22 protein-coding genes and 1 tRNA gene are annotated in these 23,852 nt (G+C 54.3%); 18 read left to right on the forward strand and 5 right to left on the reverse strand.

All coding sequences use genetic code 11. The features are described 5' to 3' along the window. Positions 1-425: 425 nt before the first annotated feature. From BM181_RS13710 to BM181_RS13765, 12 genes are all read left to right on the forward strand, one after another. Positions 426-1,598, forward strand: coding sequence for an ABC transporter substrate-binding protein (locus BM181_RS13710; protein WP_075445693.1), 1,173 nt, complete (start codon positions 426-428; stop codon positions 1,596-1,598). Between the two features lie 95 nt (positions 1,599-1,693). Further along, positions 1,694-2,581, forward strand: a complete 888-nt coding sequence (locus tag BM181_RS13715) for a branched-chain amino acid ABC transporter permease (RefSeq protein WP_075445694.1) — start codon at positions 1,694-1,696, stop codon at positions 2,579-2,581. Between the two features lie 12 nt (positions 2,582-2,593). After that, positions 2,594-3,544, forward strand: coding sequence for a branched-chain amino acid ABC transporter permease (locus tag BM181_RS13720; RefSeq protein ID WP_075445695.1), 951 nt, complete (start codon positions 2,594-2,596; stop codon positions 3,542-3,544). After that, positions 3,544-4,314 carry an ABC transporter ATP-binding protein gene (locus BM181_RS13725; RefSeq protein ID WP_075445696.1) on the forward strand — a complete coding sequence of 257 codons (771 nt, stop codon included), beginning with the start codon at positions 3,544-3,546 and terminating at the stop codon, positions 4,312-4,314. The genes BM181_RS13720 and BM181_RS13725 overlap by 1 nt, the downstream gene beginning before the upstream one ends. 8 nt (positions 4,315-4,322) lie before the next feature. Continuing rightward, the gene (locus BM181_RS13730) at positions 4,323-5,027 is read left to right on the forward strand and encodes an ABC transporter ATP-binding protein (RefSeq protein WP_075445716.1); all 705 of its coding nucleotides are present in this window, start codon (positions 4,323-4,325) and stop codon (positions 5,025-5,027) included. Between the two features lie 112 nt (positions 5,028-5,139). Further along, positions 5,140-5,784, forward strand: coding sequence for a CBS domain-containing protein (locus BM181_RS13735; protein WP_075445717.1), 645 nt, complete (start codon positions 5,140-5,142; stop codon positions 5,782-5,784). A 135-nt stretch (positions 5,785-5,919) separates the two neighbouring features. Then, positions 5,920-6,573, forward strand: coding sequence for a hypothetical protein (locus tag BM181_RS13740; RefSeq protein WP_075445697.1), 654 nt, complete (start codon positions 5,920-5,922; stop codon positions 6,571-6,573). Between the two features lie 228 nt (positions 6,574-6,801). Continuing rightward, positions 6,802-7,980: a galactokinase gene (locus BM181_RS13745; protein WP_075445698.1), complete on the forward strand. Its 1,179-nt coding sequence runs from the start codon at positions 6,802-6,804 to the stop codon at positions 7,978-7,980. 99 nt (positions 7,981-8,079) lie between these two features. Beyond that, a complete protein-coding gene (gene galE / locus BM181_RS13750) occupies positions 8,080-9,069 on the forward strand; it encodes a UDP-glucose 4-epimerase GalE (RefSeq protein WP_075445699.1) in 990 nt (329 codons plus the stop codon). Between the two features lie 33 nt (positions 9,070-9,102). Next, the gene (gene galT, locus BM181_RS13755; RefSeq protein ID WP_075445700.1) at positions 9,103-10,602 is read left to right on the forward strand and encodes a UDP-glucose--hexose-1-phosphate uridylyltransferase; all 1,500 of its coding nucleotides are present in this window, start codon (positions 9,103-9,105) and stop codon (positions 10,600-10,602) included. A 48-nt stretch (positions 10,603-10,650) separates the two neighbouring features. Then, on the forward strand, positions 10,651-11,673 hold the full coding sequence (locus BM181_RS13760; RefSeq protein ID WP_075445701.1) for a LacI family DNA-binding transcriptional regulator: 1,023 nt from the start codon (positions 10,651-10,653) through the stop codon (positions 11,671-11,673). A gap of 105 nt (positions 11,674-11,778) precedes the next feature. Continuing rightward, positions 11,779-12,174: a response regulator gene (locus BM181_RS13765; RefSeq protein WP_075445702.1), complete on the forward strand. Its 396-nt coding sequence runs from the start codon at positions 11,779-11,781 to the stop codon at positions 12,172-12,174. 56 nt (positions 12,175-12,230) lie between these two features. Here the strand turns inward: BM181_RS13765 and BM181_RS13770 are convergent, their stop codons facing one another. Beyond that, positions 12,231-13,115, reverse strand: coding sequence for an ROK family protein (locus BM181_RS13770; RefSeq protein WP_075445703.1), 885 nt, complete (start codon positions 13,113-13,115; stop codon positions 12,231-12,233). A 265-nt stretch (positions 13,116-13,380) separates the two neighbouring features. On the opposite strand from BM181_RS13770, the gene BM181_RS13775 reads away from it, so the two are divergent. Both BM181_RS13775 and BM181_RS13780 read left to right on the forward strand, forming a co-directional pair. After that, complete coding sequence (locus tag BM181_RS13775; protein WP_075445704.1) at positions 13,381-15,096, forward strand: M48 family metalloprotease; 1,716 nt, start codon at positions 13,381-13,383, stop codon at positions 15,094-15,096. Between the two features lie 11 nt (positions 15,097-15,107). After that, on the forward strand, positions 15,108-16,280 hold the full coding sequence (locus BM181_RS13780; RefSeq protein WP_143092212.1) for a tetratricopeptide repeat protein: 1,173 nt from the start codon (positions 15,108-15,110) through the stop codon (positions 16,278-16,280). Between the two features lie 91 nt (positions 16,281-16,371). On the opposite strand, the gene BM181_RS13785 is transcribed toward BM181_RS13780, so the two are convergent. Beyond that, complete coding sequence (locus BM181_RS13785) at positions 16,372-17,667, reverse strand: glucosaminidase domain-containing protein (protein WP_075445706.1); 1,296 nt, start codon at positions 17,665-17,667, stop codon at positions 16,372-16,374. Positions 17,668-17,727: 60 nt separating this feature from the next. Next, a tRNA-Gly gene (locus BM181_RS13790) sits at positions 17,728-17,801 on the reverse strand. Positions 17,802-17,976: 175 nt separating this feature from the next. On the opposite strand from BM181_RS13790, the gene BM181_RS13795 reads away from it, so the two are divergent. Continuing rightward, complete coding sequence (locus tag BM181_RS13795; protein WP_075445707.1) at positions 17,977-18,843, forward strand: flagellin; 867 nt, start codon at positions 17,977-17,979, stop codon at positions 18,841-18,843. Positions 18,844-18,888: 45 nt separating this feature from the next. Here BM181_RS13795 and BM181_RS13800 read toward each other — a convergent pair whose 3' ends face one another. After that, positions 18,889-19,530, reverse strand: coding sequence for an HAD family hydrolase (locus BM181_RS13800; RefSeq protein WP_075445708.1), 642 nt, complete (start codon positions 19,528-19,530; stop codon positions 18,889-18,891). 124 nt (positions 19,531-19,654) lie between these two features. Between BM181_RS13800 and BM181_RS13805 the strand changes: the two genes are divergently transcribed. From BM181_RS13805 to aroF, 3 genes are all read left to right on the forward strand, one after another. Further along, on the forward strand, positions 19,655-20,314 hold the full coding sequence (locus tag BM181_RS13805; RefSeq protein WP_075430884.1) for a 3'-5' exonuclease: 660 nt from the start codon (positions 19,655-19,657) through the stop codon (positions 20,312-20,314). A 149-nt stretch (positions 20,315-20,463) separates the two neighbouring features. Then, a complete protein-coding gene (pheA, locus tag BM181_RS13810; protein ID WP_075445709.1) occupies positions 20,464-21,312 on the forward strand; it encodes a prephenate dehydratase in 849 nt (282 codons plus the stop codon). Between the two features lie 39 nt (positions 21,313-21,351). Then, complete coding sequence (aroF, locus tag BM181_RS13815; protein ID WP_075445710.1) at positions 21,352-22,383, forward strand: 3-deoxy-7-phosphoheptulonate synthase; 1,032 nt, start codon at positions 21,352-21,354, stop codon at positions 22,381-22,383. Between the two features lie 52 nt (positions 22,384-22,435). On the opposite strand, the gene clpX is transcribed toward aroF, so the two are convergent. Continuing rightward, a complete protein-coding gene (gene clpX / locus BM181_RS13820; protein ID WP_075445711.1) occupies positions 22,436-23,719 on the reverse strand; it encodes an ATP-dependent Clp protease ATP-binding subunit ClpX in 1,284 nt (427 codons plus the stop codon). Positions 23,720-23,852: the final 133 nt, after the last annotated feature.

Below are 23,852 nucleotides of genomic sequence, written 5' to 3' on the forward strand. Positions count from 1 at the left end.
AGCGCGTTTGGGAACTTTTTCAATGCTTAGTTAAAGGCAAAAAATATTTTTAGCAAAGCATCTAAGTGAAGCGTTGGTACTCCCCTGCCCGGCGGCGCGGCTTTTCTCGAATAAAAACACGGTAATTTACAAACTGCAATTGGGTGACGATATTTAAATTTTCTTTTTGAGAAGGACTTTTATAAAAAATGTCTAATATAAAGAAACAAGAGAAACAGATAGTGTTTATTGTATACTGTACTTTTTTATCAAACATACCGAATAAATGATATAAAATACAGGCGAATGGTGAAAAGGTCTTCCGATAAAACACAAATGGATAAATAATATGACCTGATTGCCTAAAAAAGCATTGACTTTTGTAAACCTGTAAACTATAATTAGTTCCATCGTTGAATTGTTTAACGGATAAGGGAGGAATTCGCATGAATTTCAGCAAGAAAAGTCTGAAACTCATGAGCGTGCTTGCGGGCACGATGCTCATGGGAAGTGTATTTGCCGGTTGTGGGGATGAAGGCAATGCCGATGAGATCAAGGTCGGTGCCAACTTCGAGCGCACGGGTAATGTCGCCAACTATGGCCAGGCAACGCTCGATGGCTTCAATCTCGCCATCAAGGAAATCAATGAAGCTGGTGGTATCAACGGCAAGAAGATAAAAGTCGTTGAAGCAGATAACAAATCAGAGGCTTCGGAGGCAGTCAATGCCGCTACGAAGCTCATCTCCGATGACAAGGTCAAAGTCATCGTCGGCCCGGCTGTAACGGCAAATGTCATTGCTGAGTCTCAGGTCGCTACGGACAACAAGGTACCGGTCATCGCACCGGATGCTACGAGCCCGGATGTAACGGTCGAAAATGGCAAGGTCAAGCCGTTCATCTTCCGCAGCTGCTTCATCGACCCGCAGCAGGGTTCGGTCATGGCGAAATTCGCGGCTGAGCAGCTCAAAGCCAAGACGGCTGTCATCTACGTCGATAACAGTTCGGACTACTCCAAGAGCCTCGGCAAGGTCTTCAAGGAGAAGTTTGAGGCTGCTGGCGGCAAAGTCCTTATGGAAGAGGCTTTCCTCGCCAAGGATCAGGACTTCAAAGCCGCTCTGACGAAGCTCAAGACGGCCAATGCTGATGTCGTATTCGTTCCGGCCTACTATGAAGAGGTCGGCAAAATCGTAAAACAGGCCCGTGAGCTTGGTTTCGCGCAGCCGTTCCTCGGCACGGACGGTTGGGATGACTCGAAGGTTGCCGATATCGCTGGTGCTGACGCGCTGAACAAGACGTATTTCAGCACGCATTATTCCGATAAGGATGCGGAAGTCAAAGGCTTCATCGATGCGTTCACGAAAGAGTACGGTCATGCGCCGAACGTATTCGCTGCACTTGGCTACGATGCCGGCAAGATGCTGGTTGATGCCATCAAACGTGCAGGCAGCGATGATCCGGAGAAGATCCGCGAGGCTCTGGAGCAGACCAAGGACCTCAAGGTCGGTACGGGCATCATCACGATGGACAAGAATCACAACCCAATCAAACAGGCAGTCATCCTGGAGAACAAGAATGGCGACCGCGTCATGGTTGCCAAGATCATGCCGGATGCTGAGTGATTGAGCCAATAAGGCAGACAAGGGGGCCGCAGTGATGCGGCCCTTTAGACTATCGCAGGTTGTCCTTCATGGACGGACGCGACAAGGAGGCTATTATGGAATTTACGCACCAGGTCCTGCAGCAGCTCGTCAATGGCATATCGCTGGGCAGCATTTATGCGCTGATTGCGTTAGGCTATACGATGATCTACGGTATCATCAAGCTCATCAACTTCGCTCATGGCGATATCTATATGGTGGGCGCATATATCGGTTTCTATGCGATTACGCAGGCACATCTTTCAATCGTACCCGCACTTTTGATCTCATTCGTTGTCACCGGCATCCTCGGCATGGTGGTGGAAAAGCTGGCTTATAAGCCGCTGCGTCATGCGCCGCGTATCTCGGTGCTCATCACGGCTATTGGTGTCTCGTTCTTTCTCGAGTACACGAGCATGTATTTCGTCTCGCCGACGCCGCGCACGTTCCCGGCTATGTTCGGCGATGTGGCCATCAATATCGGCGGCATCGTCATCAATGGGCAGCAGATGCTGATCCTTGGCATCACGGCAATCTTGATGGTCATCCTAACGTATGTTGTCCATAAGACGAAGACGGGCAAGGCCATGCGGGCCGCCTCGTTTGATACGGAGACGGCGCAGCTCATGGGCATCGATTCGGATCGCATCATCTCAATCACGTTTGGCATCGGCTCGTCACTGGCAGCGGTTGCTGGTGTGCTGGTCGGTGTCTACTACAACTCCATCGATCCGCTGATGGGCATCATGCCGGGCCTCAAGGCCTTCGTTGCCGCTGTTCTCGGTGGTATCGGCATCCTGCCGGGGGCTGTGGTCGGCGGCTTGATCCTCGGTGTTGTCGAGGCGTTTGTTTCCGGCTTTGTCTCGTCGACATTCCGTGATGCCGCGGCTTTTGCCATCTTGATCCTGGTGCTCTTGTTCAAGCCGACAGGTATCTTCGGCAAGAATACGAAAGAAAAGGTCTAAGGGGGGAGCTTCATGAAATATTTACGCAAGAATGACTGTATCATGCTGGGCTTCGCCATTGTCCTGTTCGCGGTCTTGCAGGGGCTTATCACGGGGCGTGTGCTGAGTTCGTTCTGGCAGCTGAATCTGCTGATCGTTGGCATCAATATCATCATGGCAGTGAGCCTCAACCTCATCAACGGTTATACGGGACAGTTCTCGCTCGGCCATGCGGGGTTCATGGCGGTCGGTGCTTATGTCGGCATCGTGCTGACGACGAATTTCCATCTGCCCTTTGCCGTGGCATTGCTCGCCGGTGGTGTAGCAGCAGGTTTTTTGGGCTTTCTGATCGGCATTCCGACACTGCGCCTGCGCGGTGACTATCTGGCGATTGCGACGCTGGGGCTCGGAGAGATTATCCGCGTCGTCATCATGAATATCGACTATGTCGGCGGCGCAGCTGGATTCAAGGGCATTCCACATCATACGAATTTTGCCTGGGTATTCTTCCTCATGCTGTTCGCACTGTTCTTCATCAAGAATTTCGTGAACTCGAATCATGGCCGTGCCTGCCTGGCTATCCGAGAAAATGAGATTGCTGCAGAATCGATGGGCGTCAATACGACGAAGTTCAAGGTCATGGCCTTCACGATCGGCGCTGCGTTTGCTGGTGTGGCTGGCGGCTTGTTTGCGCATTGCTTCTATCTTGTCAGCCCGAACTCGTTCACGTTCATGCAGTCCTTCAACTATCTGATCATGGTCGTCATGGGCGGTCTGGGATCGATTACTGGCTCAATCGCTGGTGCGTTTGTCGTCACGTTCATTTCGGCAGCTTTGGCCAGCTGGCCCGAGTTCCGCATGATCATCTATGCACTGGCGCTGATCCTGCTGATGTTCTATCGCCCGCAGGGCTTGTTTGGCTACATGGAGGTCACGAACATGGGGATCTTCCGCAAAATATTCAAGAAAGGAGGCCGTAACTGATGGCCAACGAATTACTCAAAGCGACGGATGTGTCTGAGGTCTTTGGCGGCCTCAAGGCGGTCTCGGATTTCAATTTCCACATCAATAAAGGCGAGCTCATCGGACTCATCGGCCCGAATGGTGCCGGCAAGACGACGGCGTTCAATCTGATCACGGGCGTCTATCAGCCGACGACGGGGGATATCAAGTTCGATGGCAAGAGCATCGTCGGGCTCAAGCCTTATCAGATCACGCAGCGCGGTATTGCGCGCACGTTCCAGAACATCCGCCTGTTCTCAGAGCTTTCGGTGCTGGAGAATGTCAAGATCGCGTTCCATTTCCATGTGAAATACGGCCTGCTGGAGTCGGTGTTCCGCATGGGACGTTATTTCAAGGAAGAGGAGCGTATAGAGGAAGAGGCACGGAAGCTGCTGAAGATCTTCCATCTTGAGGACAAGGCTGAGGAGCTGGCCAAGAACCTGCCGTATGGTGCCCAGCGCCGCCTGGAGATTGCGCGGGCGCTGGCTGCGAAGCCGAAGCTCCTGCTGCTCGATGAGCCGGCTGCCGGCATGAATCCGCAGGAGACGAAGGAGCTCATGGAGATGATTGCCTGGATACGCAAGGAGTTTGGTTTGACAATCCTGCTCATCGAGCACGATATGAGCCTTGTCATGGGCATCTGCGAGCGCATCTACGTGCTTGAGTATGGTATGATCATCGCGCAGGGGACTCCGGCCGATATCAAGAACGATCCTGAGGTTATCCGGGCATATCTGGGAGGCGAAGCATAATGGGCAAAATGTTGGAATTGAAAGATGTGAACGTCTATTATGGTGCCATCCATGCCATCAAGGGAATCAGCCTTGAGGTCAACCAGGGCGAAATCGTTACGCTGATCGGAGCAAACGGCGCTGGCAAGTCGACGACACTGCGTACGATCTCGGGCTTGCTCAAGCCGAAGACGGGTACGATCACATTTGAAGGGCAGGATATTGCTGGCATCCGTGCCCATGAGATTGTCCGCACGGGGATCAGCCAGGTGCCGGAGGGGCGCCGCATCTTTGCCGAGATGTCGGTCATGGAGAACCTTGACTTAGGGGCGTTCACGCGCAAGGACAAGGACGGCATCAAGGCCGATATCAAGCATGTCTTTGAGCTGTTCCCACGCCTTGAGGAGCGCAAGGATCAGATTGCGGGTACCTTGTCGGGCGGCGAGCAGCAGATGCTCGCGATGGGCCGCGCGCTTATGAGCCGGCCGCGTCTTCTGCTGCTGGATGAGCCGTCGATGGGCTTGGCACCGCTGCTCATCAAGGAAATATTCAATATCATCGTCGATATCAACAAGGCTGGTACGACGGTGCTGCTTGTCGAGCAGAATGCGAATATGGCCCTTTCGATAGCCAACCGTGCCTATGTGCTGGAGACGGGGCGCATCACGCTGGCAGGGGATGCGAAGAAACTCGCGGCCAGTGAGGACGTCCGCAAAGCATATCTCGGTGGCTGAGTGTCGAGAGAAAAAGAAGCAGGGATTCGCCGCACTTTGGCGAATCCTTTTACTATAAACAATGCAGAAAATCCCGAAGCCTGCTTCGGAAGCGGAAATGGAGGATATCAATATGTTTGTTGCAAATCGCATGGCCAAGAATCCCGTAACGGTGACGCCGGACACCTCGCTTGATGATGCGGCGCTGGCGATGAAGAAAGGCAATTTCCGCCGCTTGCCGGTGGTGGAAGACGGCAAGCTGGTCGGTTTCTTCAGCGACAAGGATCTCATGCGCGTGGCACCGTCGCCAGCGACGACCTTGTCGCGCTATGAGGAAAAATCCTTGCTGGCCAAGCTGAAGGTGGCGGAAATCATGAATAAGGATGTCATCTCGGTCAGTGAGGATGCGACCATCGAGGAGGCCGCCCTTATCATGTACGACAAGAAGATCGGTGGTCTGCCGGTGGTTTCACAGGTCGGAGCGGTCGTTGGCGTGATCACTGAGACCGATATCTTCAAGACGTTTGTCGATGTCATGGAGCTTACAGGGGGCAAGACGCGCCTTACGGTGCTGGCCGATAACAAGGTCGGTGTCGTCAATGAGCTTTCGGGGGTCTTCGCGGCTGATGGGCTCTCCATCGACAGCCTGGTGACTTGCAAGCAGCCTGATGGCAGCTATGAGATCGTCATTCGCGGGGATATCCCGGATGTTGCCTCGTTGAAAGAAAAAATCGAAGCCAAAGGATATAAGGTCATCCACTCGGTCAGATTTTCATGATGTCCATAGATAAATACAAGTGGAGTGGGCGATTTTTTGCTTGCTTTTTCGATGTTTTTCATGGATAATATAAATAGGAATACTTTACTCTGATATGTGTAAGTGTACGTGTTAAACATTAAGGAGGAAGCTAACATGGATGTCAACAACATTGCTTCGCTCTCCCAGCAGACCGCTGCATTGAGTGCGAGCTACAAGAAAACAACAACGTCGACAACGACGGATGTTGAGAAGAATCTGACCACAACTACTACGACAACCGAGGCGTATAGCCTCGATATCTCTGAGGCGGCGCAAAAGGCCTCGGGGGCAACGAAGGGCATGACGGCTGAACAGGTGGATATCCTCAAGGAAGGCATCCAGAAGAGCTATCAGCTCATGATCAAGACGATGACTGAGCAGAATCTCAAGCTGCAAGGCTGGCTGGATCAGGGTGTTGAACAGCTGAACTTCGATGGTATATTGATCGGTGCGGACAAGTTCGCTCTGCCAGAAGTGGCCACGACGCCGGAAGAGGCAGCCAAGGCTGTGGCTGATGGTGGTGCTTACTCGGTTGACAGTGTGGCGACACGTATCATGGATATGGCGACGTCGATTGCTGGCGGCGATCCGGATAAGCTCAAGGCCATGCAGGATGCTGTCGAGGAAGGCTTCCGTCAGGCAGGTATCACTTGGAAGGACGCTATGGGCGAGGACGATATGCCGCAGATCACCAAGGATACTCATGCGGAGATCAACAAGCGGTTTGAGGAGCTGTTCAATAAGCTGAACAATCCGGAACAGGAATAAGCAGGGATACAGACTCACTGCGTGGATAAGCGCTTGCTGGCTATGCTGGCGGGCGCTTGTTTTTCTTGTTTTTAGAAAACGTTTACAAATTTCTTGACTTTCGCAGCGGTTAGCGGTAAACTATAAGCAACAAAACAAAATGCGGTGCAAATGCGATGAGATGTCGGTTTGCACCATGTTTTTGGGGAAACATGAAAACGTTTACTTGATTATGGGGAGGAAAAGAAAATGGAGCAGGAAATCTTGAAGGAAATGAAAGCGGTTTTTACGGAAAAATTCGGCGATAAGACGACGCGGAGCTATTTTTCGCCGGGCCGTGTCAACCTGATTGGCGAGCATACCGACTACAATGGCGGCCATGTTTTTCCGTGTGCGATTTCCCTTGGCACGTATGCGCTGGTCGCTGACCGCGACGATGGTAAGACGCGCGTCTACTCCATGAATCTTGCCGATAAGGGGGTCATCGAGTTCTCGATGACGGGGCTTGCATACGATAAGGCCAAAGATTGGGCCAACTATCCGATGGGCGTAGTCAGCGTGTTTGAGCAAGCTGGCCATGCTTGCAGCCATGGCTTCGATATTGTCATCAATGGCACCTTGCCGGGAGGTTCGGGCTTGTCGTCTTCGGCATCGATCGAAGTGCTGACGGCAGTCATCCTCAACGATGCCTTTGGCTTCGGCCTCGATATGGTCGAGATGGTCAAGCTCTCCCAGAAGGCGGAGAATGTATTTGTTGGTGTCAATTGCGGCATCATGGATCAGTTCGCTGTCGGCATGGGCAAGAAAGACTGCGCCATCCTGCTGGACTGCAATACGCTTTCGTATCGTTACAGCAAGATCTCGCTCAAGGATGCGAGCATCGTCATCACGAATACGAACAAGCCGCACAGCCTGGCATCGAGCGCCTATAACGTCCGCCGTGCCCAGTGCGAGCATGCACTCAATGAGCTCAAGGAAGTGAAGCCGGAGCTTACGGCCCTCGGTGAGCTGTCCAATGAGGAATTCAACAAGCTGGCTGGGCATATCGCTGAGCCTTTGGAGCGCCAGCGTGCCCGCCATGCCGTCTATGAGAACAATCGCACGCTTGAGGCGGTGGCGGCACTGGAACAGGATGATGTCGAGCGCTTCGGCAAGCTCATGGATGCATCGCATTTCTCGCTGCGTGATGACTACGATGTCACGGGCAAGAACCTCGACACGCTGGCGGAGCTTGCCTGGGCACAGGATGGCGTCATCGGCTCGCGCATGACGGGGGCTGGCTTTGGTGGCTGCACGGTCAGCCTGGTACGCAACGATGCAATACCAGCTTTCAAGGAGAATATCGGCAAGGCCTATACGGAAATCATCGGCTATGCACCGAGCTTCTATGTGGCCAGCATTGCCGATGGTACGCATCGTCTCGATTGAGGAAGATAGAAAAGCAGCGTAGAAAACGCATAGAAAACATGATAAAATAGAAAGCGATTTCTGTTTTGATTATTTACGGATAGAAAGGGAGTTTCCATTATGTCTATTCTTGTTTGCGGCGGAGCCGGCTATATCGGTTCGCATGCGGTGCACCAGCTGGTGGGCAAAGGCGAGGATGTCGTCATCGTCGATAATCTGCAGTCGGGCCATCGCGATGCGCTGAACCCCAAGGCTAAGTTCTACGAAGGGGATATCCGCGATGCCGCTGTCCTCGATAGGATCTTCACGGAGAATAAGATTGAGGCGGTCATTCATTTTGCCGCGAACTCGTTGGTTGGCGAGAGTATGGAAAAACCGCTCAAATACTTCAACAACAACGTCTATGGCATGCAGGTGCTGCTGGAGGCGATGGTACGTCATGGTGTGGACAAGATTGTCTTTTCCTCGACGGCGGCAGTTTACGGTGAGCCGAAGCGCGTGCCCATCATGGAAGACGATGAGACGAATCCGACGAATACCTATGGCGAGACGAAGCGCACGATGGAGAAGATGATGAAGTGGGTCAGCCGTGCCGATGGCATCCGTTATGTGTCGCTGCGCTATTTCAATGCGGCCGGTGCCCTCGATGATGGCTCGATTGGCGAGGATCATCATCCGGAGACGCATCTTATCCCGCTCATCCTGCAGGTGCCGTTGGGCAAGCGCGACCATATCACGGTATTCGGCGATGATTATGCGACGCCGGACGGCACTTGCCTGCGCGACTATATCCATGTCATCGACCTGGCTGATGCCCATGTGCTGGCGCTGGAGTATCTGCGCAAGGGTGGCGAGAGCAATATCTTCAATCTCGGCAACGGCAAGGGCTTCTCGGTCAAGGAGATGATCGAGGCGGCCAAGAAAGCTACGGGCAAGGATATCAAGGTCGAGATGGGCAAGCGCCGTGCTGGCGATCCGGCCCAGCTGATCGCGTCAAGCGAGAAGGCACGCAAGATCCTTGGTTGGAACCCGCGCTACACGGATGTCGAGCAGGTCATCGGTACGGCCTGGAACTGGCATCAGAAACACCCGGACGGCTACGAGAAATAAACAAAGGAAGTTTCAGCCGAAAGGAAGATTACAGTGTCAATCAATACAGAAATCAACCGCCTGTTGCATTTTGCCAAGCAGCGCGGACTTATGAACGAAGAAGATACTTTTTATACGGCCAACAGACTGCTCGACGTATTGAAGGTGGAGGAGTTTGTGCCGGAAGAAATCAGTGAAACGCTGGAAACAGCTGCACCGATCCTCCAGAATATGCTCGTTTATGCGGTGGCACAGGGCCTTATCGAGGATACGGCCAATGAACGCGACCTTTTTGACACACGCCTCATGGACTGTGTGATGCCGCGGCCGTCAGAGGTCATCCGCCGCTTCAACAGCGATTACGCGCGCGCCCCCAAGGCCGCGACGGATAATTTCTACAAGCTCAGCATTGCCTCGAACTACATCCGCAAGGACCGTATCGACAAGAATGTTGTCTGGCAGACAGCGACGGAGTATGGTGATCTCGATATCACGATCAACCTGTCGAAACCTGAGAAAGATCCGCGTGATATTGCCAAGGCCAAGCTCGTCAAATCCGGTTCATATCCGAAGTGCCTGCTGTGCCGCGAGAATGAGGGCTATGCGGGTCATGCCGGTCATCCGGCACGGCAGACGCATCGCCTGATCCCGCTGCGGCTGGCAGGGCACCGCTGGTTCCTGCAATACTCGCCCTATACCTATTACAATGAGCATTGCATCGTGCTGAACCGCAAGCATATCCCGATGAAGGTGTCGCGCAAGAGCTTTGAGAACCTGCTGGATTTCGTCACGATCTTCCCGCATTATTTCCTCGGCTCGAATGCTGACCTGCCAATCGTCGGCGGATCTATCCTGTCCCATGATCACTATCAAGGGGGCCGCTATACCTTTGCGATGGCCAAGGCACCCATCGAGAAGAGCTATGTGTTCAAGGAGTATCCAGGCATTCAAGTGGGCCGCGTCAAGTGGCCGATGTCGACGCTGCGGCTGACGGGCGAGGACCGTGAGGCTCTGGCCGGATTGGCTGAGAAGATCCTTGTGGCTTGGCGCGCCTACAGCGATGCGAGTGTTGGCATCCTGGCTGAGAGTGATGGTGAGCCCCACAATACGATCACGCCGATCGCGCGCCGCCGTGGCAGCCTGTATGAGCTTGACCTCGTGCTGCGCAACAATCGCACGAGCGCGGAGCATCCGCTGGGGATTTTCCATCCCCATGCGGAAGTGCATCATATCAAGAAGGAAAACATCGGCCTCATCGAGGTCATGGGACTGGCGGTATTGCCAGCCCGCCTGAAGGAAGAGATGCGCCGCGTGGGAGAAGAGCTCGTCAAAGGAACGCCGGACATCGCGGGGATTGAAGCCATTGCCAAGCACAGCGAGTGGTATAAGATGCTGGCGGCTAAATATCCGCAGGTCACGGCCGGACAGGTTGAGAGCATCCTCCAGGAGGAGATCGGCCAGGTGTTCAAGACGGTGTTGATGCATGCGGGTGTCTACAAGCGCGATGATGAAGGCATGGCCGCTTTTGACCGCTTTGTAGCCAGCCTGGATTGAGCAGGGCAGCTGTTTCGGCAAAGTAACAGAGAAAGCAGGGAGTCATCCATGGAAGATAGGAAAAATGCGACGATCGTTGACGTGGCTAAGATGGCCGGGGTGTCGGTGGCTACCGTTTCGCGCGTAGTCAATGGCAACTATCCCGTCAAGGTGGAGACGCGCGAGCGCGTGCAGACGGCCATTGAGACGCTGCACTATGTTCCCAATGTGCAGGCGCGTGAACTCAATACGCGCCGGTCATCGACCATTGGCGTCGTCGTCCCCGGTTTATACAATATGTTCTTTGCCGAAGTCATCGATGGCATCGAGGAGACCGTCCGCAAGGATGGCCTTTCCTTGTTGCTGAACTGTGCAAAGAACGATCCCCAGCAGGAGATGAACTGCATCAATGCACTTGTTTCCCGCAACGTTTCGGGCATCATCGTCATCAGCCCGAATACGGCCGACATCAAGGAAAGCTTTTACGCAGATCTCGTCAAACGGATTCCCTTGGTATTCATCAATGGTTATCATCGCATCCCGAATGTATCCTATGTGGGTAACGATGAGAAGCTCGGCTCACGGCAGGCGCTTGAATATCTGGAGGGACTGGGCCATCAGCGCATCCTGTTCGTGCGTGGTGCGAACTCGGACTCGTACGCCATCAAGGAGGAGTCGTATCGCCAGCATATGGCAGAGAACAAACGGCTCGAAGAGCAGCTGATCGTGAATATCGGCGAAGGCAACGGTGTGGAGACTGTCGACTCGACGATGGCGCGTCTGCTGGAACTCATCCCACAGGCAAAGCCTACGGCAATCTTCTGCTGCAATGACCTCATGGCGGTTGGTGCGCTGAATGCCTGCAAGCGTCTGGGGCTCAAGGTACCGGAAGATATATCGGTCATGGGCTATGATAATATCTCGCTGTCGCGGCTCATCGAGCCGAAGCTGACAACCATGGATCAGAATATGTTTCAGCTGGGCAGCAATGCAGCGGCATTACTGACGGAAAAGATCAAGGGCGGCAAGAGCAAGCGCATCACCCTCGACAATGTGCTTATCACGCGCGATTCTACGGGGCCTGTCCGCTAGGAGCTGCTATGCCTGCGGTAGGGGGGATTTCCTGTACAATACGTTGCTTTTGTAGTATGCTAGAGAAGAAAGAGGCGCAAGCTGCAACGAGGTGGAGGGAGAGGCATGAAGATTCTGCTGGCAGAGGATGACCGGCTTAGCCGTGATTTCCTTGAAGGATTCATGAAGGTCTATGGCGATTGTGATTCAGCGGCTGATGGCATGGAAGCGATCGACAATGTCCTTGAGTCCATGAAAATGCATGAACCGTACGGCTTGCTCTGCCTGGATCTCATGCTGCCGAAGGTCGATGGGCTCAAGGTGCTTGAAATTGTCCGCAGGCTGGAGGAGCAGTATCATGTTCCTGCTGCTGAGCGGATGAGGGTCATCATCATGACGGCCATCGCTGATGTGAATGTAATCGATCAGGCGTTCAAGCTCGGCTGCGACGCCTATGCATCCAAACCCATCGATACGGAAAAGATACAGAAGGTCATGGCCGATCTAGGCCTGGCGCAATAACGATAAAAACACCGCCCCTGGCAGGAGATAGGTCCTGTCAGGGGCGGTGTTCTGTTTCAGCGCTGGAGTTTCTGTTTCAGATTGGCAACTGCACCGAGCAAGTTGGCATCGTTGCCGTGCTGGCAGGCGATGATGGTCGGGCGGATGCGGGCGACGCGGGCATTGTGGATGATGCGGTCGATATGCTGCTCAATGCCGGGAATCAGATCGGCACGGGCGCTTATGGCACCGCCGATCAGGAAGGCCTCGGGATCGAAGATGTACTGGATATCGTAGATGGCCCGGGCCAGATGCGCATACATATCGTCGATATAGCGGCGGGCCTCGTTGTCGCCTTCTTCAGCCATCTGGAAGATGATGCGGCCGTCCAGTTCGTCGCTGGGGATATTGCGAGCCTTGGCAATCTGACGGACAAGCGCGCCGGAGCAGCCGCTCTCACTGAGGATATCTTGGCGCTCGTTTACATAGATGTAGCCGAATTCGCCGCCATGCAGGTGGGCACCATGGATGATTTCCTTGTTATGGACGAGGGCTCCGCCGACGCCGGTACCGAGTACGAAGAAGGCGACGTCCTGATAGTCGCGGCCTGCGCCGGTCCAAACCTCGCCGAGAGCGGCGCAGTTGGCATCATTCTCCATGGCGATGGGCAATTTGAGCATAGCGGCCAGGGCGTCGCGGATTGGGAAATCGTGGATATAGGGCAGAGCACTGCTGCCGCCGATGATGCCATCCTTATCGTCGACAGCCCCGGGCAGGCTGAAGCCGGCACCGCTCAGTGTGTATTGGCCCGCCATGGTGTCTTTGACGGATTGCAGTTTGTCGTAGAACTCCGGCAGAGTTTTGGGGGTTGGGGTTGAACCTTTTTGCTGGAAGTTGCCAGTTTCGTCAATCACGGCATACTTTATGCTGCTGCCGCCTACATCAAATCCGAGATAATACATGTCAGCCACTCCTTGTATATTTAGTCAGTCTTAGCCTAGCACGAACTGCAGCTGTATTCAATGCTGGTGGTATGGATTGGTCGGCTGCTTCAGATTTCGGCGGGGCAGGTTGTAACAGTGGCGGGCTACGGCAAAAGAACGGCAGCAAAGACAGGTGATACATATTGTAATTTCCTGAGTGGAAGTTTATAATCGGATTAGATATTTCCGCATTAGGAGATATTTACCGGAATTTTTTTGTTTTGAGATTGTTTGGGAGGAATTTATGTATCAGGGAAGGAAAATCGTACAGAAAAAGATGAAGAAGTTAGCTGTGGCACTGCTGGCAGCGGGACTTTTGGTGCCTATGCCAGTCGGCATGCCGACTGCGCAGGCATTTGGCTGGGGGGATGTGCTGGGCGGAGTCATCAACGCGGCAGTGCAATCGGATGTCTTGCGTTCGCAGTTCCTTTATGCTGGCGACAACCCGACTGTCCAGAATGCCCGTCGGGAGCTGGCCATGCGCCAGAATAAGGCGCAACGGTCGGTCGATGCGCAGGCAGTGGCAATGACGGATGCCATCATGAAGCAGATGGTAGAGAACGGGGATTATGTTCTGCGCAACAACTCGCTGCCATTCCGTTGGCAGGTTGTGGCCAATGATGAATTCAATGCCAGCTGTGATTTTGCGGACTTCATCACCGTCTACGATGGTTTTGTCCAGAAATGCGGCTATAACCGGGATATGATCGCAGCAGTCCTGGGCCATGAGATGACCCATGGATTTAACCAGCATATTGCCAACAGCGCGGCCAAGAGCACTTGGGCGAACGCTATGTCGGGCATGGCCAACAGTGCGCTGAATGCCTCTAATTTCGGTGTCGGTGCAAGCCTGGCGAATCTGTCGGATGCCACCATCCGCTTCCTGTCCGTCAAGAATATCAATGTGCCAGATGAGCGTGATGCTGACCGCAACGGCTTTTTCGTTATGGCCTCGGCAGGCTTCAACCCCGGAGGTCCGGCGGCTGCCATGGCACGCATGAGCTATTACACGGAGCATCGTGACCAGGTCGTCGATTTCTTCAATCCGAGTGATCATCCGGATACGCGCAGACGATTGAAGGATATGGCTGCACTGCTGCATAATTACGGCATTGGCCATACTGAGGTCAAGAATGTCAACGATATCTACTTCGATAAGGAATTGCTGCTGACGGCAGAGCCGGACGGTATGCAGGATGCTGAGGAGATGGCATACTTGATTTCCGGCGGCATCGCCAAGGGCTTCCATGACAATCGTTTCTTTACGTCCTGGAATTTCAAGACCCTGCCAGATGGCACGGTTGATTTCCTTACGAATGATCCCGCCTATAAGCCACTGAAAAATGCGCTGAAGATGGAAAAGGGCTTGGGGCAGCGTTTCCAGACTTTGGTTGAGCGCGCTTATGAGAATGATGCGAAGAACAACGCGCGTGCGGAATACCTCAAGGAAGAGATGGAGCGCAAGCAGAACAACCGCGACTTGCGCCAGAAGCAGGCTGCCCGAAAGGATGATTCTGAGGACAAGGCGATAAACGGCAGAACGTATCTGAAGATGGGCCTTACGGACCTGGCAGAGCAGGAATTCAAACGCTCGGCTAAGCTGGATGCGGACAATCCGTCGGCCAAGAGTGGTATGGCAACCGTCATGGGCAAGCAGGGCAAATTCGATGCCGCGCTGCAGCTGGCCAATGAGGCTATCGCCATGAACCCGAAACTGGGCACGAGCTATGTGGCGCGCGCTATCATCTATAAGGACATGGGCAACATGGACAACGCTTTGAGTGATTGCAACATGGCGCTGCAGGCATCGTCTGCCAATACGTATGCTTATAAACTCGCAGGAGATATTTTCCGGGCACAGGGGGCCGAGGATAGTGCGCTGATGGAATACAGCGCTTATCACGAAGCCAGACCAGGGGCAAAGGATATCCCGGCTGAGTATGCAGCACGTCTGCAGTAAGGCGGCATCATATGAGAAGAGTTCTTTGCAGTGTCCTGGCCGTCACGATGCTCATGGCACCATTGGCTGGTGTGGCAGAGCTGCCGGTAGCCCAGGCGAATCAGAAAGTATTCCGCAAGGTGACGCCGGAAGACAATAAACGTGCGGCACAATTCTTGGAGCAGGCCAATCAGCTGCGGGCGGCCGGCGACTATGAGCAGGCCATCACGCTCTACACCAAGGCTATCCACATCAATGAGCGGTTGGGCGGCTACGCGGGGCGGGCATATTGCCGGTTCCTGCTGGGGGATTATGAGCAGGCGGAGCGTGATGCCAATACATCCATCTACAACCGCAGCGCCAGCGATCTGCTGCTGCCTGGCATGATGGGCATGGCTGAGTATGTGCGCGGCGTCTGCCGCTACCGCCGTGGCCAGTTTGCGGAGGCAGAGGCGGACCTGCGGGCGGCATCCTCGAGCCGTTATGGCACGGACGAGGTCAAGCAGATGTATCATGACTGCCGCCAGAAAGCAGCAGTGGCCAAGGAAAAGGCGGCCGTGGCTAAGGTGCAGGAACAGTTCGCTGATGCGGACAATACGATCCGTGAGGCCTTGCAGACTGGCAAGATCAAGGCTTATGACCTGTCGCGCGGCGATTCGTGGTGGCGTTCGGATAGGGATCGCCAGGATTTTGAAAACACGATGCAGCGCAATGCGCCGGTGGAGGCAGCTTCGGTCTTGCAGGACTTCACAAAGTATCTGTGGGTCAAGGGCTCCCTTGATGGTGACTACGTGGATATCGTAGCGTTTGTTCCCCGGCATACAGCCATAACTGGCGGGGATGGCACGATATATCGTGATAAGGTCATCCTGGTGCAGGTCTCGTCGGTGCCGCGGAATATCAAGCTGGTATCCGAGCTGCCGCCAAGTGCGACGCTGTATGATACGCATATGGTGGAGCGGGGCGGTCTGGCGCAGATTGTCCATACGGGTGACAGCGATGGCTATACCTGGGAGTCGCTGGCTCAAGAAGAAGTCCGCAAGCAGCAGGAAGCTTCGTATGGTATGACGGTAAGAATGGGGATTCCTGATGATTATACGATCGTGCCGACTTCCAATCCTTGGGTGTATAAGCTGGCGCATGCCGATGGCGAGCGGGTGTACTGGCTGTCGCGTATTGATGTGGCACTGCCAGCCCTGCCATGAATGAAAACGCAGATAAGGCATAAAAAAGAAGCTCTGAAGCAGCATGTATTGCGCATGCTCTTCAAAGCTTCTTTTTCTTATAGCAGGATGCTTATTTCTGTTTGAGGCAGGCCTCCATGATGAACTGGTTGGCCAGGATGTTCATGTCGGCTGAATTGATGGCGGCTGCTGCGGCAAAGTCAGTCCAAGCTGTCGCATATTTCTTCTGCTGGATATGGGCGACGCCAATGAGATTGCGGGCAAAGGCCGAGTGGTCTTCGAGCATCAGCAGCTGCATCATATCTGCAATCGCGCCGTCATAGTCTTTTTTCTCGAAGCGCAGATGTCCGCGGTTGTACCAGGCCTGTGTGAGCTTGGGGGAGATTTTCAGCAGGGTGTCATAATCTTTTTGCGCCGTTTTTGTATCGCCAAGCTTGGTGGCTGCCAAGGCGTGGTTGTAATAGCCGTCGCCCGCGTTGGGGGCGAAACGGAGCGCTTGGGAAAAATCTGCCAGTGCTGCCTGATAGTCATGGCGATTGTAGAGGACGATGCCGCGATAGGTGTAGGCGGATGCTTCGTCTGGTGCCTTCTTGATCTTGTTGTTGGCCGCATGGAGTGACGCCTCGGATGCATCGGGGGCCTGAGCCTGCTGCCAGAGACGCAGGATATCCTGCCCATACGTCTTGCCGGGAACAGCCCAGGTGCCGTTGAGTCCTGTCCATTTTGTCACTTTGCCGCAGAGGTCGGGACGGTTGCGCACAACATGCCAGTAGCGCGGATCGACAATCGGCAGGCTCGGCTGCGCGGCGCGGGTGTAGGCCAGCAGGTGCTGGATGTGGGCGCGCACGCCCAGCTGCGGTGTGGCAAAGCTGTGTCCCGGTTCGTGGTAGTTGCCGAGGGCACCAAGACCGCAAAAGTTGTTCTGGTTCGGTGCGACATCGCCACCATAGTTGAAGAAGCCTGTTTCCTTGAGTGCCTGGCAGAGGGCGACGTCGGGACGTATGCCCTCGCGGCCGGCTTCTTGGTAGTAGAAGTTCACAATGTCTTCTACGGTGCAGTTGAGTTTCGGGTGTGCATTGTGCTTCTTGATGAAGGCGATCATCTGCTCCTGTGTGGCTTCGGCTGGCCCGAGGATGGTGATGGTGGATGGATTGATGTCGGCATTCATAAGCGGGACATCATAGAGGGGCTTGGTTTTCCAGTGTACCTCACGGATGGCTTTTGGATTGATTTCGCCGGGCATCTGCGCGGCGAAGTCAGGACGGTTGGCCAAGGTCCGGTTGCTGACCGGTGTCTGGGCGGCAACTGCCGCTGGCGAGGCCGCTTGGGCGGGCATGGGCTGGGAAGACAGGACAGCTGCCATACCGCAAAGGGCAAGCAGGGGGCGGAAAGAACGTGCAGCATACATGATGAAAACCTCCAAGCAAGTAAAAAAGCTACATGGAAACCATGTAGCTTGATATTCATCTGGAGCGGGTAATGGGAATCGAACCCACCTCTCTAGCTTGGGAAGCTGGCATTCTACCGATGAACTATACCCGCATCGACTCATTTATTTTATCATTATTGTTATCTTTTTGCAAGGTTTTATCGGTGCAGATAATGATTTTTCTTGCGGAACGGGCAGATTTCTTTTATAATATAAGTGGAAAAGCCTGCGTAGAATCGTGGGCTTTCGCTATAAGGTTTTGGGAAAAGAAGAGAAAGGAGGATGCTTATGAGCATCAATGGCATCATGAGTGGTGTCAATCACTCGTTGAACACGCTGAATAAGGTCCAGTCGGCCCAGAGCAGCAGTGTTCAGAAGATCGCTACTGGTTCCAAGTATCCTAGTGCCTCGTATGGCCCGTCTGACTATGCGATCATCCAGCGCACGTATTCCAATATCGGCGCGGTGGCGCAGTCGAACAGCAATACGCAGACGGCGAACTCCATGCTGTCGACGGCAGCCGGTGCTGTCAACGAAACAGTCAACAGCCTGTCCTCGCTGCGCTCCACCCTGCTTGAGGCGGCCAATGGCACGAATGGCAACACGGATCTGGCAGCTTTGCAGAAGTCGGTTGAGCAGACCATTTCGTCCATCGATGATAATGCGTCGGTGACGTATAATGGCAAGAAGCTGCTCGATGGCAGCCAGTCGATAACGGTGGCTGGGGCTGACGGGTACAATACGGTCAGCCTGGGCAACATGACGTCGCAGGGCCTTGGGCTCACGGACAGTGAGGGCAAGAGCACGATCGACCTGACGGATGCGTCATCGATCAGCGCAGCTCTCGACAAGGTAGACAGCGCTTTGAATGCGGCTACCGATCAGGCAACGAATATCGGTGCCGCGCAGCAGGGGCTCACGTACCAGTCGTCGAACTACACGACGCAGGAAGAGAACCTCGTGGCTACGGCAGAGACGATGGACTCGGCAGATATTGCCAAGGAGTCGGTGAATCTCGCCAGCTCGAATACCCAGGAGCAGGCAGCACTCTGGGCTATCAAGCAGGGCATGCAGAGCCTCAGCCAGCAGTCTGCTGGTGCGCTCGGCGGCCTCAACAATCACAGTCGCGGGGCAGCCGTTGGCATGCTGATGTAATTTTGTGTATAGAAAAGCCTTCCTTATCTGCAAGGAAGGCTTTTGTTATGCCAGCAATCCGGCGATGTCCTGCATGATCTTCACATGTGGATACTTGGCAAAGGTTTCGCAGGATGTGGTGCCAGTGGTCACGGCGGCAAAATCCACGCCGGCATTCTGGGCAGCACCAGCGTCCACATAGCTGTCGCCGGTGTAGAGTACGTCAGCTGGTGGTACGTCGAACCAGGCCAGTGCTTTTCTGATCCCTTCGGGGTCAGGCTTATGGGCGCTGACATCGTCGCTGCCGATGATGTGATCGATGAGCTCCGGCACATTGTCGCGGTCGAATTTTTCCTGGATGCGTGAGCGCGTCTTGCTCGAGATGATGCCGATGCGGGCACCGCGGGCGCGCAGGGCCTGAAGCGTGCTGACCGTATGGGGGAAGAAATGGGTGCCCTCCGTCATATAGCGGTCGGCCTCGTGCTTGTAGACAGCGAGGAATTCGCGGGCCTGGCGGTCATCGTCAGAATCGATGACGCGTTTTATGGCGTCGAGCATCGGCAGGCCAATCGTGCAGCGGATGGTATCATCGTCGCGCTGCGGCCAGCCAGTCTTGTCGAGCGTGATGTGGAAGCATTTGAGGATGGCAGATTCCGAGTTGACCAGCGTATAGTCAAAGTCAAACAGATAGAGACGGTAGTTTTTCATAGCAAAAAATCCTTTCCGTGGTCGATTCCATCTTATGATAGCATAGAATCCTATTGAAGAAAATGGCGGGATAACGTAGAATAAGAAGATAGAAGAAAACGTACAGAAAGTGCAGGGGTTACAGATGAAGTATGTTGTCGTCGACTTGGAGATGAATCCGGTAAGCCGGGAGTTCCGCGAGGTGCGCCGCAAGATCAATGAGGAGGTCATTGAGTTCGGTGCAGTGCGGCTCAACGAGAAGTTCGAGCAGGAGGCGGAGTTCCAGTGCTATGTGGCACCCGCTTATGGTCCCATCAAGAAGCATATCACGAATCTGACGGGTATCACTCAGGCCATGGTCGAGGGCAAGGACAGCTACGAAATCTGCTTCCAGAATTTCGTCGACTGGATTGGCGAGGAGGAAACGCGCATCTATTCCTGGAGCATGTCGGATATCAAGCAGCTCAAGAAGGAATGCCGCTTCAAGATGCCGGATTTTGATGTGCAGTGGCTCGACAGCCGCTGGGTTGACCTGCAGCAGGAGTTTGACGACCGTCTGGGCCTGCACAACAGCCTGGCGCTCAAGCATGCGCTCGGGGCGATGGATCATAAATTCGAGGGCGAGCAGCATACGGCGCTGGCCGATGCCATCAATACGAGCGCGATCCTCGTGCTCATGCAGGACGATGAGAAATTCAAGGCAACTATGCAGCCTGTGCTTGATATCTTGCAGCCCAAGGAAGATCTTGCGAGTTCAATCGGCGATCTCTGTCCGGATCTGCTGAAGCTGAAAGACAGTCTTTGAGACATATGTTTTTACTGTGCGCATAAAACATGTAACGTTTTAAATATTGCTTGCGATTATGATGGCTGTGTGTTATCATAATACCATTCAAGGCCCTGTCCTTCGGAGGACGGGGCCTTTTTGCAAGGCAGGATGGGAGGATGTTGGCTATGAGCGAGACGATGGGGGTGCTGGGGCCCAAGGGGACGCATAGCGAGGCCGCGGCAAGCTATCTGAATGAGCAGCTGCCGCAGCGTTGCGAGCTGGTGACGGTTCCTGATCTTTTTGCGTGTCTGCAGGATGTCGAGGAGGGTAGGCTGGATACGGCACTGGTTCCTGTGGAGAATTCCCTGGAAGGGGCAATCAATATCACGCTGGACACGCTGGCGCGCAGTGAATCCTTGGAGGTCATGCGTGAGCTTATCTGGCCGGTGCACAACCAGCTGATGGCTAAATGCGATGGCGCTGCAATCAAGCGCATCTTCTCGCATCCGCAGCCGATATCGCAGTGCCGTGCCTATTTGCAGCAGCACTATCCCCAGGCGGAGATCGTGAAGGTTGCCAGCACGGCGCGCGCAGCAGAGCTCGTGGCGGCAGAACCTGCGTCCTCGGGCTGGGCGGCCATTTGTACGAAGCGGGCTGGTGAGCTTACGGGGCTTTCGACGGTTGCGGCCGAGATCCAGGACAATATGGCGAATTGCACGCGTTTCTTCCAGGTGCGGCGCCGTGGAACTGGTGCGGAATGCCTGCCGAAGGAAAAGGTGCTGATCATCTGCCAGATTGATGGACAGAAAGCCGGTGCGCTTTACGATGTCCTGAAGGAATTTGCCCAGCGTGGCATCAATATGACGCGCATCGAGTCGCGGCCTGCGCGCACAGAGCTTGGGGCGTATATTTTCTTTTTTGACCTTGAGTACACGGCTGCTGTGGATGTTTTGCAGGAATCCATCGCGGCTGTGGCGAAGAAAAGCATTTGGCTCAAGAATCTTGGGACATTCCCCGTCTTGACTGTGGAATGAACCGTGTATATAAACGTTAAAGGAAAAGAGGCAGAATCTATGGTTATTATCATGAACCCAGATGCAACGGCAGCTGAAATCAAGAGTGTCATCGAGGTGATCACGGCCGCAGGGCTGGAAGCCAAAGTCATGGAGGGCAGCCAGCAGAAGATTGTCGGCGTCATTGGCGACAAGACGAAGGTGGCCGATGTGGCCATCGATGTCATGCCGGGCGTGGAGAAGAGCGTAGCTATCTCCAAGAGCTTCAAGCTGGCCAGCCGTGAATTCCATCCGCAGAACAGCGTTGTCGATGTCGCCGGCATCAAGATCGGCGATGGTACGCCGGTGGTCATGGCGGGCCCCTGTGCAGTCGAGTCCAAGGAACAGCTGTTTGAGGCGGCTGATATCGTCAAGGCGGCCGGTGCTCAGTTCCTGCGCGGCGGTGCTTATAAGCCGCGTACCTCACCGTACTCTTTCCAGGGCCTGGAAGAAGAAGGGCTCAAATATCTGGCCGAGGCGCGTGAGCGTACGGGTTTGCGTGTCGTTACGGAGGTCACGACGGTAGAGGCGATCGAAAGCGTCGTGAAGTATGCGGATATGCTTCAGGTCGGCGCACGCAATATGCAGAACTTCGGGCTCTTGAAGGAAGTCGGCAAATGCGGCAAGCCGGTCCTTTTGAAACGCGGCCTGGCGGCAACTATCGATGAGTGGCTCAATGCGGCTGAGTACATCATGAATGCCGGCAATCCGAATGTCGTTCTCTGTGAACGCGGCATCCGCACTTATGAGACGTATACGCGCAATACCCTCGACCTCAGTGCTGTGGCAGCGGTCAAGCACCTTTCGCATCTGCCGATCATCGTCGATCCGAGCCACGGCACGGGCAAATGGCGCATGGTGAAGCCGATGGCGTTTGCAGCTATCGCTGCCGGCGCTGATGGCCTCATGATGGAGGTGCATCCGAATCCGGCCAAGGCGCTTTCGGATGGCCCGCAGTCACTGACACCGGAGAACTATCAGGAAGTCATGGCGGGCATCTACAAGCTATCGCAGTTTATGAAACAGGAAAATATCACGTCGATGGATATCTGATGCTATCGGCGTACAAGAAAAGCCTTCCCGCGGGAAGGCTTTTTGCATGTTTTTATTTGTTGAGTTTTTCGATGTTGGGCTTGGCGCCGCTTTCGATGCAGTCCCTAGTGATGATGACTTTGCGCGGCTCCTCGGATTTCGGGATGTCGAACATGATGTCGAGCATGACATCCTCGATGATGCCTTTGAGGGAGCGGGCACCAGTCTTGCGTTCGATGGCTTTCTTGGCGACAGCACGCAGGGCATCTTCCTCGAATTCGAGCTGGACGTTGTCCATCGCCAGCAGTTTCTCATACTGCTTGACGGGAGCGTTTTTGGGCTCGGTCAGGATGCGCAGCAGCGCGTCTTCGTCGAGGGTTTCGAGGGTGCAGATGACCGGCAGGCGGCCGATGATTTCCGGGATGATGCCGTACTGCATGAGGTCTTCCGGACGGACCTTATGGATGAGCTCATCGAATTTCGGCTTGTCGTCCTTGCCCTGCACCTCGGCACCGAAGCCGATCGAGGAGGATTTGGACAGGCGCTTGCCGATGACTTCATCGATGCCGACAAAGGCACCGCCGACGATGAACAGGATGTTCTTGGTGTCGACTTTGATGGTCGGCGCCTCGGGATGCTTGCGCTGGCCGCGGGAAGTGAACTCGACGACGTTACCTTCGAGCATCTTCAAGAGCGCCTGCTGGACGCCTTCGTGGCCAGGGTCGGCTGTGATGGAGTTGTTGGCGCCGGATTTACGGGCAATCTTATCGAACTCGTCGAGGTAGATGATACCGTGTTCGGCCTTCTCGATGTCCTTGTCGGCGGCATAGTAGAGGTTGCGCACGGCGACTTCTACATCGGCACCGACAAAGCCGGCCTCGGTGAGGCTCGAAGCGTCCGTTACGGCAAACGGGATGTCGAGGAGCTTGGACAGATGCGAGAGCAGTGCCGTCTTGCCGCAGCCGGAGGGGCCGAGCATGATAACGTTGGATTTCTCGATTTCGGTGCCATCGTCGTTCTGATAGCCGTACTTCATGCGTTTATAATGGTTGTAGACCGCGACGGAGAGGATCTTCTTGGCGCGGTCCTGGTTGATGATGTATTCGTCAAGATACTGCTTGATGATATGTGGCTTGTTCTTGGCCAGGATATCGTCGAGCTGGCCGGCGAATTCCTTATGCTCTTCCTGCTGGGTGGCGGCGTCGTGCTCGTCGAGGAAGTGATTGATTTCGCGCACACAGTTCTTGCAGATGGCAAAGCCGGTATTCGGGTCATAGATCGGCATATCGTATTGATCATGGACTTTGATCGTGCGCTTGCAGAAGCTGCACTGATGCGTGATTGGCTGCTTAGACATATGAAACGTCCTTTCTGACACGTATTTTGCGTATGTTAGTAATCTTATTATCTTATATAAGTACGGTTTTTTCAAGAGGGTTCTGCCTACTTGCATTTTCCGCTCAATGTGAGAAAATAGGATTGATGGATTC

This window comes from Pseudoselenomonas ruminantium (assembly GCF_900113715.1).
GTDB classification, from domain to species: Bacteria; Bacillota; Negativicutes; order Selenomonadales; family Selenomonadaceae; genus Selenomonas_A; species Selenomonas_A caprae.